Here is a 12588-nt window from a genome sequence, read left to right on the forward strand (position 1 = left end):
AGAAAAACTCAAGCACTGATACTCAGGAAAGCAGGATTTTGGGACAGCATCTGAAGATTGATCTCCTGCCAGCGGGTCCCATTCGAATCCACATAGATGGTGCCAAAAAAGGCGGGAGCGTCGTGGGCCGGAGGTTCCGACGAGACAAAGGCATCCGTGCCCCGCAACCCGGCAAGCCGATCCACCAAGAGGGCCGCATTGACTTCCAGTGCTGCATTGAAAGCAAGCAGACTGGCCTCCGACAGGGCCTGTTCATTGCGCGCGACGGTCGATCCCAGCAGCCCCGCCAGATCCACCACCCCCACAAGACCACCCCGCAGATTGGCTACGCCCAGAAACCATTTCTGGGTGTAAGGAACACGCTGAACCGCGATCCAGGGAAAAATTTCACCCGATTGACCCAGCGGCAACAGATAAGCCTGCCCGGCAGCCTCGACCGCCAGCCAGGAGGAAACAGATACTCCCTCACCCTTTGCCGCCTGAAGACGGCTGGCGAGACGGGTCTGGAGTTCTCGCAGTGCTTCGCGATTGGCCATGAACGCGAACCGCCTCAGTTCAGCGCATCGATCTTGGCCTGCAGCTCGGCTGGATCTACCGGTTTCGTGATGTAGCCGCGTGCGCCCTGGCGCATTCCCCAGACACGATCTGTTTCCTGGTTTTTGCTGGTGCACATGATGATGGGCACATCCGCATAGAGGGGATCACGCGTAATGGCACGGGTCAGCTGGAAACCATTTTGCCCCGGCATCACCACGTCCATCAAAATCAAATCGGGCTTTTCTTCCGCCAATCGGCGAAACGCCTCTTCGGCATTTTCAGCGGTACGCACTTGCATGCCTTTTTTCTGCAGCAAGTCGGTCAGAAACATTAACTCGGTCTTCGAGTCGTCAACGACCAGAACTTTCTGAATAGGCATTACATGGCTCCTTGTTGGGAATTGCCAAATTGCTGCACGGCCTGCAACAACTGGTCTTTGGTAAAGGGTTTGGTGAGATATTCCTGGCAACCGACCATGCGGCCGCGCGCTTTGTCAAACACGCCATCCTTGGAGGACAACATGACCACAGGAGTATCTGCAAAACGCGCATTGCGCTTGATGATGGCGCATGTCTGATATCCATCAAGCTTGGGCATCAGAATGTCGCAGAAAATGAGTTGCGGCTGGTAGTCATTCACCTTGGCCAAGGCATCGAACCCATCGTCTGCCAGCAGAACCTCGTGCCCTCCCTGCTTGAGAAAAATCTCGGCACTTCGGCGAATGGTATTGCTGTCATCCACCACGAGCACTTTGAAAGTTGCGCCTGCTGTAGTCAATTGTCACTGCTCCCGATGGAGAAAACAAACAACGCCACAGCAGATGGCGCTGAAGCGTCTCAAATTTGAACCAACTCGAAATCTTCTTTGCGGGCACCACACTCGGGACAAGTCCAATTCATGGGAACCTGGTCCCACGGCGTGTTGGGCGCAATGCCGTGCTCGGGTGAACCTTGCGCCTCGTCATATATCCAACCGCAGATCAGACACATCCAAGTTTTAAAGTCAGTCACAGCTTACTGGGCCTTCACATAGAATGCAACGATTGTATCTAGTCATCACACCGGGTTGCTGCTTCTGTGCCACCCTCACCGCCGAATCCGGCCCATGACAACAAATACCCCCCCTTCTTCTGATATAGCGGACATTTCCGATCAGGCAGCGGACGGTGCCAGTCCTGCCTGCGTTCTGGTGTTCAACGCCAGCGATCCCAGCGGTGCGGGTGGTCTTACCGCCGATATCAGCACCATCGTTTCGGTGGGAGGACACCCCATTGCCGTTGTTACAGGCGCTTACGCCCGGGACACCGCCGAGATCTTCGACCACTTCAGCTTTGACGACGAGGCCGTGTCCGAGCAAGCGCGCACCGTGCTGGAAGACTTGCCGGTGCAGGCCATCAAGATCGGGTTTGTGGGCAGCCCCGAGAACATCAGCGCCATTACCGAGATCACCACGGACTATGACGAGGTCCCCGTCATCGCCTACATGCCCAACCTGTCGTGGTGGCAGGACGATCTGATCGACCAGTACCTGGATGCTTTTCGCGAACTGCTGCTGCCGCAAACATCCGTATTGGTCGGAAACCACAGCACGCTGTGGCGTTGGCTGCTACCCGAATGGCGAAGCGACCGCAGCCCCACCGCCCGCGACATCGCCCGGGCCGCCGCCGAAATGGGCGTGCCTTACACCCTGGTCACGGGCATACCGCTGCCCGAACAGTTTGTCGAGAACGTGCTGGCCTCGCCCCAGACTGTGCTGGGCAGTGGCAAGTTCGAACTGTTTGACGCCACGTTTGCCGGTGCAGGCGACACCCTTTCGGCCGCCCTCACAGCGCTGGTGGCCAGTGGCAACGATCTGGGCGAAGCCACCAGTGAAGCCCTGAGCTACCTGGACCGTTGCCTGGACGCCGGATTTCGCCCCGGAATGGGGCACATCATTCCCGATCGCATGTTCTGGGCCCAGCCCGATGAGGACGATGGCGATGAAGACAAACCCCTTGACGAAACACAGGCCCTCGAAGGCTTCGTGATGCCACCCCATGACACCAAGCACTGACCTCAACATCCCCCTGTTCGAACGCGCCAAGGCGCTCATCCCTGGCGGCGTGAATTCGCCCGTACGGGCCTTCAAGGCCGTGGGCGGCACGCCCCGCTTTGTCAAGCGCGCGCAAGGCGCCTACTTCTGGGACGCCAATGACCAGCGCTTCATCGACTACATCGGCTCCTGGGGTCCGATGATCCTGGGCCACGGTCACCCGGCCGTGCTCGAAGCCGTGCAGAAAGCCGCGCTGGAAGGCTTCAGCTTTGGCGCCCCCACCGAGCGCGAGATCGAGCTGGCCGAAGAAATCCTGGGCCTGGTGCCCTCCATGGAGATGATCCGTCTGGTCAGCTCGGGCACCGAAGCCGGCATGAGCGCCATCCGCCTCGCGCGCGGCGCCACGGGGCGCAGCAAGCTCATCAAGTTCGAGGGCTGCTACCACGGCCATGCCGATGCGCTGCTGGTCAAGGCCGGCTCGGGCCTGGCCACCTTTGGCAATGCCACCAGCGCCGGCGTGCCGCCCGAAGTGGTGCAGCACACGCTGGTGCTCGAATACAACAACGTGGCCCAGCTCGAAGAGGCCTTCGCCCTGCACGGCAAGGACCTGGCCTGTCTGATGATCGAGCCCATTGCCGGCAACATGAACTTCGTGCGCGCCAGCGTGCCCTTCATGCGCCGCTGCCGCGAGCTGTGCACCGAATATGGCGCCTTGCTGGTGCTGGACGAAGTGATGACCGGCTTTCGCGTGGCCCTGGGCAGCGCGCAAAGTGTGTACGCCAAAAGCATCCCGGGCTTCCAGCCCGACATCACGGTGCTGGGCAAGGTGATCGGCGGGGGCATGCCGCTGGCGGCCTTTGGCGCCTCGCGCGCCATCATGGAGCACCTGGCACCCCTGGGCGCGGTGTACCAGGCCGGCACCCTGTCGGGCAACCCCGTGGCCACGGCCTGCGGCCTGGCCACGCTGCGCGAGATCCGGAAGCCCGGCTTCTTTGACGCCCTGGGCGCCAGTACCCGCTCGCTGGTCGATGGGCTGGCCGCAGCGGCGGCAGCCGAAGGCGTGCCTTTCAGCGCCGACTGCGAGGGCGGCATGTTCGGCTTCTTCCTGCTGCCCGAGTTGCCGCAGAACTACGCGCAAGTGCTGAAGACCGACGGCGCGCGCTTCAACCAGCTGTTCCACGGCCTGCTCGGCCGCGGCGTGTACATCGCGCCCGCGCTCTACGAAGCCGGCTTTGTGAGCGCCGCCCATACGGCGCAGGACATTGCCGACACCGTGGCCATTGCGCGCGACGTCTTCAAAACGCTCACAAAATAAGAGCACATAGCGATTACCAGATAGGCGCTACAAGTCAAAAACGCCCATTGGCTTTCTCCCCTCAACCCCGTGGCAACGCACCCCGTTGCCACGGGGTTTTTGCATGGTGCAGGCGTTCACAGCCCCGTCACAAACGCCTGTCAGCCTGGGTGGCTTTAACCCGAGCGTTCCACCATGCACAGCCCCCACGACAAGAAGCCCCTGACCAACTTGTTGCAGCCTGCTACCGCCACGGACACGGGCCGGCGCCGCTTCGTGCGCCAGATGGCCTGAGGAGCCACGGCGCTCGGCACCTTGCCGCTGGCGGCTTGCGGTGGCAGCGACGATCCGGAGCTGCGCTTTGTCCACAGCGTGGCCAGCGGCGACCCGCTGAGCGACCGCGTGATCCTGTGGACGCGCGTGACGCCGGCTGCGGGCGCCATGGCAGACATCCCCGTGCAATGGGAGCTGGCCAGCGATGCCGCCTTCACCACCGTGGTGGCCAAGGGCCAGGCCACCGCCACCGCAGCCCGGGCTGATCTACCGCAGTTTTCAATTTGGCGACCTGGTGGCGCTGCACATGCTGGACACGCGCGCCATCGGGCGCGAGGAGCAGCTCGACTACAACAACTACATCACCGCCAGCGGCATCGATGCCACAGGCTTTACCGCCGCCGTGGGCAACCCCGCGCGCCAGCTCCTGGGCAGCACGCAGACCCAGTGGCTGCAGCAGCAGATGGCGGCGTCCCGAGCCACCTGGCAGGTGCTGGGCCAGCAGGTGCTGATGGGGCGCATGAACGTGCCCGCCCCCCCCTGCTGCTCAATTTCAACAACCCCGCCACGGGGGTGTCGCTGTCGCAATACTCGGCCCTCGTGGCCAAGGCCCGGACTGCGCCCGCCACGCTGACCCCCGCCGAGCAGGCCATCCTGGCCCAGCCCAGCATCCCCTACAACCTCGACGCCTGGGACGGCTACCAGGCCGCGCGCGAAACCGTGCTGGGCACGGCCCGCAGCCTGGGCAAGAACCTGGTGGTGCTGTCGGGCGACACGCACAACGCCTGGGCCAACGAGCTGGCCGACATGAACGGCAACGCCGTGGGCGTGGAGTTCGCCACCTCGTCGGTGTCGTCGCCCGGCTTCGAGGAATACCTGCCCAAGGAAAACCCGGCCATGCTGGCGGGGGCATTCCAGCAGCTGATCAAGACGCTGAAATACTGCGACACCGCGCGCCGCGGCTACCTGCTGCTCACCGCCACGGCCACCGAGTGCCGCGCCGACTGGGTGTATGTGAACACCATCACCAGCCGCAACTACACCGCCAGCACCGACAAGTCACTCAAGGTGCTGGCCGGCGCCAGCGGGCGCGGGCGCATCGTGGCGGCCTGACCGCCCTGCGCTCGGAGCAGGAGCGCAAACAACAAAAAAGCGGCCGAGGCCGCTTTTTTTCGGATACCACCATGCCCTTGACACCGGCGCGGCCCATACCAGCAGCCCCTGCGCAAGGGCCGCCCCGCCGCGCTGGCGCCTCAGGGGGATGCACAGAACTCAATGCCTGAAGTGCCGCACACCGCTGAACACCATGGCCACGCCGCGCTCGTTGGCGGCGTCAATCACTTCCTGGTCGCGCATGCTGCCACCGGGCTGGATCACGCAGGTGGCGCCTGCATCCACCACCACATCCAGGCCGTCACGGAACGGGAAGAACGCATCGCTCGCCACCGCCGTGCCCTGCAGGGTCAGGCCGGCGTGCTGCGCCTTGATGCTGGCAATGCGGGCCGAATCCAGCCGGCTCATCTGGCCGGCACCTACGCCCATGGTCATGCCGCCCTTGCAGAACACGATAGCGTTGCTCTTGACGTACTTGGCCACCTTCCACGCAAACAACAGGTCTTGCATTTCTTCGAGCGAGGGCTGCTTCGTGGTCACCACCTTCAGGTCGGTCAGCGCCAGCTCGTGGTTGTCGGCGGTCTGCAGCAGCAGGCCCGAGCCGATGCGCTTGGCGTCCATGGCGTTGCGGCCGCGTTCCCAGTCGGTTTGGCCGCCATGGGCTGGCAGTGCGATTTTCATCAGGCGCACATTGGCCTTGGCCTTGAAGATTTCCAGCGCTTCCGCCGTGAAGTCGGGCGCCATCAGCACCTCGACAAACTGCTTGCTGACCTGGGCTGCGGCCGCGCCATCGACCACGCGGTTGAACGCGATGATGCCGCCAAAGGCGCTGGTGGGGTCGGTCTGGAAGGCCTTGCTGTAGGCGCTCAGGGCATCGAGGCCCACGGCCACGCCGCAGGGGTTGGCGTGCTTGACGATCACGCAGGCGGCGGCCTCGAAGCTCTTGACGCATTCCCAGGCGGCGTCGGCGTCGGCGATGTTGTTGTAGCTCAGTTCCTTGCCCTGCAGCTGCACGCCGGTGACCAGCGAGCCGGGCGCGGGGTGGAGGTCGCGGTACAGCGCGGCCTGCTGGTGGCTGTTTTCGCCATAGCGCAGGTCCTGCACCTTGGTGAAGATGCCGTTGCTCTGGCCGGGGAACTGGGTGCGGGCGGGCACATAGGTTTCCGACAGTTTTTCGGCTTCGAACGTGACCGAGGACAGGTAGTCGCTGATGGCGCCGTCGTACTGAGCGATGCGGTTGAACGCGGCCACCGACAGCACAAAACGCAGCTTGTCGCTGAGCTTGCCGCCGGCTTTCAGCTCGGCCAGCACGGCCTCGTACTGGTCGGCCGAGGTGATCACGCCCACGTCTTTCCAGTTCTTGGCTGCGCTGCGCACCATGGCGGGGCCCCCGATGTCGATGTTCTCGATGGCATCGGCCAGCGTGCAACCGGCCTTGGCCACGGTGGCTTCAAAGGGATAGAGGTTGACCACCAGCAGGTCGATGGTGTCGATGCCGTGCTCCTTGAGCGCGGCCATGTGCTCGGGCAACTCGCGGCGGGCCAGCAGGCCGCCATGCACCTTGGGGTGCAGGGTCTTGACGCGGCCGTCGAGCATCTCGGGGAACCGGGTGACTTCGGCCACCTCGGTCACGGGCAGGCCCTTGTCGGCCAGCAGCTTGGCGGTGCCACCGGTGGACAAGAGCTTGATGCCGAGCGCGTGCAAGGCCTGGGCGAATTCGACGATGCCGGTCTTGTCGGAAACGGAGAGAAGTGCGTTCATGGTGTGGATGGATAGAGTTTGAATAAAAACAGGCCCTGGCGCTTATTCATCAAGCGCCAAAGCTATAAATTAAATAGCAAATGAGACCCTGGCATCAGAGCATCTTGTGCTCGACCAGCTTCTTGCGCAGGGTGTTGCGGTTCAGGCCCAGCCATTCGGCGGCCCGCGACTGGTTGTTGTCGGCCTGGAGCATCACCACCTCCAGCAGCGGACGCTCGACCAGGCGAACCACCATGTCGTACATGCCATCGGGCGTCTCGCCGCCCAGGTCGCGAAAGTAGCCTTGCAGGCTTTCGCGCACGGATTCTTCGATGTTTTTCTTGCTCATGCAGCCATTCCCTCTTGTTCTTGTGTATTCGCATCCATATCGGTGGCGGCCGGCAGCCGGTCCATCTGTTGCGCCAGGGCATCCAGGTAGTCGGCCACCGCCTGCCACTGCGTGGTGCAGTCTTCTATCGTATTGATGTGCTGCCGCAAGGCCTCGCCGCCCGGCAGCGCGCGCAGGTACCAGGCAATGTGCTTGCGCGCGCTGCGCACGCCGGTCAGCTCGCCATACAGGCGGTAGTGGTCCTGCAAGTGCTCCAACAGCAGGCGCCGCAGCTCGGCCACCAGCGGCGGCGCCAGGTGCTCGCCCGTGGCCAGGAAGTGGCCCACCTCGCGGAAGATCCAGGGCCGGCCTTGCGCTGCGCGGCCGATCATGAGGGCGTCGGCCCCGGTGGCGGCCAGCACGGCGCGCGCCTTTTCGGGCGTGGTGATGTCGCCGTTGGCCACCACGGGCACGCGCACGGCGGCCTTCACGGCGGCAATGGTGTCGTATTCGGCCTGGCCCTTGTAGCCCTGCTCGCGCGTGCGACCGTGCACGGTGAGCATCTGGATGCCCACCTTTTCAAACTGCCGCGCCAACGCCACGGCGTTCTTGTGCTGCTGGCACCAGCCGGTGCGCATCTTGAGCGTGACGGGCACGTTGCGCGGGGCGCAGGCCTCCACCACGGCGGCGGCGATTTCCACGGCCAGCGCCTCGTCCTGCATCAGCGCCGAGCCCGCCCATTTGTTGCACACCTTCTTGGCCGGGCAGCCCATGTTGATGTCGATGATCTGCGCGCCCCGGTCCACGTTGTAGAGCGCGGCCTCGGCCATCATCTGCGCTTCGGTGCCGGCAATCTGCACGGCGATCGGTCCAGGCTCGCCTTCGTGGTTGGCCCGGCGTGAGGTCTTGAGGCTGTTCCACAGGTCCTTGCGCGAGGTCACCATCTCGCTCACTGCGTAGCCCGCGCCGAGCTGCTTGCACAACTGGCGGAAAGGCCGGTCCGTGACGCCCGCCATGGGGGCGACGAACAAGCGGTTCGCCAAAGGGATGTGGCCGATCTGCATGAAGGGGAAGAAATGGGCGTGCAGCGGATGCTGAAAAAGGAGGCAGCATTGTAGCTGCTCAAATTTTCAGCAAATGAAATGCACTGCCCCTCCGGATAGAGGAAATAAATGGCCGGTGCCGCCCTCCATCCGCGCCTTCCGGCGCCAGCGGACTCAGCGCGCGGCCAGGTCCACTTCGGCCACCGCCGATGGCGCCGCTTTCCGGGCATAACGCCACCAGGCGTCCGGCAGATTGTCGAGCTGGTGGCGCGCCATGAGCGCACGCAGCCACTGGCGGTTGTGCTGCACGTCGGGTGAAAAATCAGCGTTGTGGCCCGCGGCCGCTGCGCCGCCGACGCCGGCAGGAGTGCCCATGTCCACCGCTTCGCCCTCGGCCAGCGGGCCGCGCACCACCTTGCTGGCCAGCAGGCCGTTCGCCACCTCCACCTGCACGGCCAGCGCGCCTTGCGACGCCTGGCACGCGGTCTTCAGCACCAGCCCCTGGGCCTGCAACTCGCTGCGTGCGCTGGCCACGGCAGCCCGCAGGCGCTCGCCCCCCGCGCAACCCTCCTCCGCGGCGTTCCAGACCATGGGCGCCGGAGGTGGCGCCTGCCCAGACGCCACGGCCTGCGGGCTCTGCACACAGGCCGCCAGCAAGATGCCAGCGGCCAGTGACAGCCAGTACGTACGGCAGGAAAATCGTGGCGTTGGGGGGGAGATATGCATCGCAAGCCTTCCGGTGATTGCCAAGGGCGGGAATCAGCCCACGATACAAATCCTGGCGCACCCGCGCCGTGGCCCAACAGCGCAGCGCCTTGTAGGACGGAATCCCCAGGGCCTGCGGCGCACGCAATGCCGCCCTACACTTGCCCCCATGGAAATCTGGATGCACCAGTTGCTGCAATGGCTGGCTCTGCCGCAGTTCGGGCTGGGCACGGTGTTTGTCGTCTCGTTCGTTTCGGCCACGCTGCTGCCGATGGGCTCGGAGCCCGCGGTGTTCGGCCTCATCAAGCTCAACCCCGACCTGTACTGGCCCGCCATCGCCGTGGCCACGCTGGGCAACACCCTGGGCGGCGGCGTGAGCTGGTGGATGGGTCTGGGCGCACACCGCGCCTGGGATGCGGCACGGCGCCACCGGCACGCCGGCCACCCTCCCAGCGCCGATGCCCAACCGGCGCGCGCGCTCAGCCGCACCGAGCGCCGCGCGCGCATCTGGCTGCGCAAATGGGGGGCCAAGACCTGTTTGCTGAGCTGGCTGCCCGTGGTGGGCGACCCGCTGTGCGCCGTGGCGGGCTGGCTCAAGCTGCCGTTCTGGCCCTGTCTGGCCTACATGGCAGTGGGCAAATTCTTTCGCTACCTTCTCATGACGAGCATGCTGCTGTATTTCATGCCGGGGCACCTGAGTTACTGACCGGGGGCAGCAGACGGTTCCAGTCCACGGGCTGCGTGGTGTCCACATGCACCGCCAGCGCCTCCTCGTCGGTGGACAGCGGCCGGACCGCCGCCCACTGCGCTTCGAGCACCCGCACATCGGCCTCGGAGGCATCGCCCCCGGCCTGCTGGCGCGCGCGCACGCGCTCGCGCAGCACGTCGAGCGGTGCCTCGAAGCACAGGATGCGGCAAGGCACCCGCAGCTCCTGGGCCAGCGCGATGAACCGCTGGCGCATGGCCGGGTTCAGGAAGGTGGCATCCACCAGCACGGCATGGCCGGCCTGCAGCGCCCAGCGCGCCGCTTGCGCCAACCGATCGTGGGTGCGCAGCGAGGCATCGGCCGTGTAGATACCGCCGGGCACGGCGCTGCTGGCATCCCCGGACTCCAGGCCGAACAGGCGCTTGCGCTCCACATCGGCACGCACACGCACCATGCCACGCTGGCAAACCAGCCCCAGCGACTGCGTGCTCTTGCCCGAGCCCGAGAAGCCGTACGCCAGCCACAGCGCCACGGGCCGGGGCTGGGTGAAGCACAGCGCCAGCTGCAGGTAGCGCTGCTGCTCCTGCAGGCAGGCCGCGCGCGCATCCCCCACGGTTTGGGCCAGGCGCAGCCCGGCCACCCGGGCACGCACCAGGGCACGGTACACCCGGTAGTAGTCCAGCACCTGCAGACCCGCGTAATCGCCCGTGCGCTCCAGCCAGGCGTTGAGAAAGCGCCATGCCAGGTCGGCACGGCCGCGCGCCTGCAGGTCCATGGCCAGAAAGGCGATGTCGGCCACGCAGTCGATCCAACGCAGCGCGGGGTTGAACTCGATGGCGTCAAAGAGCTGCGGCGCAGCGTTGACCAGCACCAGGTTGGCCAGGTGCAGGTCGCCATGGCATTCGCGCACCCGGCCCGTGCGCAGGCGCTCCTCGAACACAGGCGCCAGCGCCTCACCGTGCGCGGCGCACCACTGCGCGACCTGCGCCAGCACGGGGCCCAAATCGGGCATGGCCTGAGCCACCTGCGGCTGCAGCGCCGCCAGGCAGTCCTGCACCGGCGCGCGCACGGCCTGTGCCGTGCCCCAGCCCTGACCGGGCAAGGCCACGGCTGCCTTGTCGTGGAAGCCCTCCACATGCCGGGCCAGCGCGTCGATGTGCGCGGGCGTCAGACGCTGCGCCTCCAGCACATGGCTCAGCAGCGCCGCCTGGTCGAAGCGCCGCATGCGCACCGCCGGCTCGGCGTCCGGGGGCGCCTGCGCGAGGGGCAGCAGCAGCAGGCCCCCGTGCGTGTCGCCCGCGAGCGCCACCAGATCCTGGTAGAGCGCGGGCGCAGTGCGGCGGTTGATGCGCAGCTCTTCCTCGCACGCGGCACGGCGCAAGGCCTGTGTGCTGAAGTCCAGAAAGTCGAGCTTCAGCGGCTTCTTGAACTTGTAGACCCAATCGCCGGCCAGCAACAGCCAGGAGATGTGCGTTTCGATCCAGTCCACGCTCTCTGCGGTGCCCAAGGCCGCAGGGCATTGCTGCAGCGCATGCAGGCGTTGCTCTGCGCTCGCGTAATCGTCTTGCAGGGACATGGGCAGCGCTTTCAGGGCCTATTTATGATTTTTCCATGGGGTCATGGGGTACGCAAGGAAAGATCATAAACAGGCAATCAGAGCGCGCGCAGTTGCGCGCGACTGCCGTGTTCGGCCTCATCAAGCTCAACCCGGAACTGTTCTGGCCAGCCATCTTGGAGGCCCGACAGACAACACCCTGGGCGAAGCCATGAGCTGGTGGCGCGCACTACGGCGCGCACCACAGCGCCAGCATTTCCCGCAGCAGCGTCGGCTTGGCCTCGCGGCGGTACACCGCCCCCAGAGGCGCAAGCGCCAGCGCCTCGCGTGTCAAGGCCATGTCCAGCATGCAGACCCCGGCTAATGACCCGGCATGGTGCAGTGCCGGCATGATGCTGCGCGGCACCAAGGTCACGGCCCCGGGCTGGGCCAGCAGCCCCTGCAGCACCGGCAGCGACACGGTGGATATGTGGAACCATTGCGCCTGGGGCAGCTGCGCCAGCACCACGCGCTCGAAGATGTCGCGCACGGCAACGCTGGACGTGGGCAGCACCCAGCGCGCATCGGCCAGCTGCGCCAATCGCACCTTCCGGGCGCTGGCCATGGGGTGGGACGGCGCGGCGATGAACACCGCCTCGTCGGCCAGCAGGGGCTCGAAGGCATGGCTCTCGGGCAGCAGCGCCGGCTGGCGGCAGAACACCGCATCCAGCGCGCCGGCAATCAGCAGCGGCAACAGCCGCGCACCCTCGCCCTCCTGCACGTCCACATGCACCAGGGGCCGCTGCGCATAAAAGCGCGCCAGCAACGGCGCCAGAATGGTGTGCGCCGCCGCCGGTATCGCCCCCAGGCGCAGCGCGGCGCTGGCGCCCAGGCGGATGGCGGCCAGTGTCTCGGCAGCATCCTCCAGCTCGCTCATCACGCCGTGCGTCGCATCAATCAATGCCTGGCCCGCCTGCGTGGCACGCATGCCGCGCGCGTGGCGCTCGAACAGGCGCAGGTCCAGCACGCGTTCGAGCTCGCCCAGGGCCTGCGTGGCTGCGGACTGGCTCATGTCCAGGTGCTGCGCGGCCTTCACCACCGAGCCGCTGTGCTGCAGCGCCAGCAGCAGCTGCAACTGGCGCAGGCGCACATGCCGCATCAGGCGCGAATAGAGCTGTCGGCTCTCGGGCAAGCTATCGGGTTTGTTCATGGCTTTCTGGATGCAGTTCTTTTATTGACGAAGGCTACAAGTATTAAGCCATCGGTTTTACTTATATCAACAGG

The 12588-nt window shown here is 65.4% G+C and carries 15 protein-coding genes and 1 pseudogene; 6 read left to right on the forward strand and 10 right to left on the reverse strand.

The genetic code is table 11. The annotated features are described in order from the left end of the window. Positions 1-8: 8 nt before the first annotated feature. The 4 genes from AC1Q5S_RS12670 to AC1Q5S_RS12685 are packed head-to-tail and all read right to left on the reverse strand — an operon-like array spanning position 9 to position 1547. Complete coding sequence (locus tag AC1Q5S_RS12670) at positions 9-536, reverse strand: chemotaxis protein CheW (RefSeq protein WP_303834897.1); 528 nt, start codon at positions 534-536, stop codon at positions 9-11. Positions 537-550: 14 nt separating this feature from the next. Continuing rightward, on the reverse strand, positions 551-916 hold the full coding sequence (locus tag AC1Q5S_RS12675; protein ID WP_005796104.1) for a response regulator: 366 nt from the start codon (positions 914-916) through the stop codon (positions 551-553). Then, positions 916-1314, reverse strand: coding sequence for a response regulator (locus tag AC1Q5S_RS12680; RefSeq protein ID WP_026437879.1), 399 nt, complete (start codon positions 1312-1314; stop codon positions 916-918). The genes AC1Q5S_RS12675 and AC1Q5S_RS12680 overlap by 1 nt, the downstream gene beginning before the upstream one ends. Positions 1315-1373: 59 nt before the next feature. Further along, positions 1374-1547, reverse strand: coding sequence for a rubredoxin (locus tag AC1Q5S_RS12685; protein WP_081679752.1), 174 nt, complete (start codon positions 1545-1547; stop codon positions 1374-1376). Positions 1548-1641: 94 nt separating this feature from the next. Between AC1Q5S_RS12685 and thiD the strand changes: the two genes are divergently transcribed. The 5 genes and pseudogenes from thiD (at position 1642) to AC1Q5S_RS12710 (ending at position 5248) form a co-directional block, all read left to right on the forward strand. Continuing rightward, on the forward strand, positions 1642-2589 hold the full coding sequence (gene thiD / locus AC1Q5S_RS12690) for a bifunctional hydroxymethylpyrimidine kinase/phosphomethylpyrimidine kinase (RefSeq protein WP_422204419.1): 948 nt from the start codon (positions 1642-1644) through the stop codon (positions 2587-2589). Next, on the forward strand, positions 2573-3883 hold the full coding sequence (gene hemL / locus AC1Q5S_RS12695) for a glutamate-1-semialdehyde 2,1-aminomutase (RefSeq protein WP_303834878.1): 1311 nt from the start codon (positions 2573-2575) through the stop codon (positions 3881-3883). The genes thiD and hemL overlap by 17 nt, the downstream gene beginning before the upstream one ends. 381 nt (positions 3884-4264) lie before the next feature. Further along, positions 4265-4336, forward strand: a pseudogene (locus AC1Q5S_RS12700) (hypothetical protein); the annotation flags it as partial. A gap of 4 nt (positions 4337-4340) precedes the next feature. Further along, complete coding sequence (locus tag AC1Q5S_RS12705) at positions 4341-4769, forward strand: alkaline phosphatase D family protein (protein ID WP_422204439.1); 429 nt, start codon at positions 4341-4343, stop codon at positions 4767-4769. Next, a complete protein-coding gene (locus AC1Q5S_RS12710) occupies positions 4709-5248 on the forward strand; it encodes an alkaline phosphatase D family protein (RefSeq protein ID WP_422204437.1) in 540 nt (179 codons plus the stop codon). The genes AC1Q5S_RS12705 and AC1Q5S_RS12710 overlap by 61 nt, the downstream gene beginning before the upstream one ends. Positions 5249-5407: 159 nt before the next feature. Here AC1Q5S_RS12710 and purH read toward each other — a convergent pair whose 3' ends face one another. From purH to AC1Q5S_RS12730, 4 genes are all read right to left on the reverse strand, one after another. After that, entirely contained in the window at positions 5408-7009 is a 1602-nt protein-coding gene (purH, locus tag AC1Q5S_RS12715; RefSeq protein ID WP_422204416.1) for a bifunctional phosphoribosylaminoimidazolecarboxamide formyltransferase/IMP cyclohydrolase, read from the reverse strand. 94 nt (positions 7010-7103) lie between these two features. After that, positions 7104-7337, reverse strand: coding sequence for a Fis family transcriptional regulator (locus tag AC1Q5S_RS12720; RefSeq protein WP_026437884.1), 234 nt, complete (start codon positions 7335-7337; stop codon positions 7104-7106). Then, positions 7334-8380, reverse strand: a complete 1047-nt coding sequence (dusB, locus tag AC1Q5S_RS12725; RefSeq protein ID WP_303834871.1) for a tRNA dihydrouridine synthase DusB — start codon at positions 8378-8380, stop codon at positions 7334-7336. Before dusB ends, AC1Q5S_RS12720 begins: the two co-directional genes overlap by 4 nt. A gap of 153 nt (positions 8381-8533) precedes the next feature. Further along, a complete protein-coding gene (locus tag AC1Q5S_RS12730; RefSeq protein WP_422204414.1) occupies positions 8534-9085 on the reverse strand; it encodes a D-Ala-D-Ala dipeptidase in 552 nt (183 codons plus the stop codon). Between the two features lie 160 nt (positions 9086-9245). On the opposite strand from AC1Q5S_RS12730, the gene AC1Q5S_RS12735 reads away from it, so the two are divergent. Next, on the forward strand, positions 9246-9770 hold the full coding sequence (locus AC1Q5S_RS12735) for a YqaA family protein (protein ID WP_303834922.1): 525 nt from the start codon (positions 9246-9248) through the stop codon (positions 9768-9770). On the opposite strand, the gene AC1Q5S_RS12740 is transcribed toward AC1Q5S_RS12735, so the two are convergent. After that, entirely contained in the window at positions 9745-11346 is a 1602-nt protein-coding gene (locus AC1Q5S_RS12740; RefSeq protein WP_422204412.1) for a bifunctional aminoglycoside phosphotransferase/ATP-binding protein, read from the reverse strand. The genes AC1Q5S_RS12735 and AC1Q5S_RS12740 overlap by 26 nt on opposite strands. A gap of 208 nt (positions 11347-11554) precedes the next feature. Further along, positions 11555-12514: a LysR family transcriptional regulator gene (locus AC1Q5S_RS12745; protein WP_303834868.1), complete on the reverse strand. Its 960-nt coding sequence runs from the start codon at positions 12512-12514 to the stop codon at positions 11555-11557. Positions 12515-12588: the final 74 nt, after the last annotated feature.

The sequence above is a fragment of the Acidovorax sp. GW835-FHT14B10 genome, from assembly GCF_058793725.1.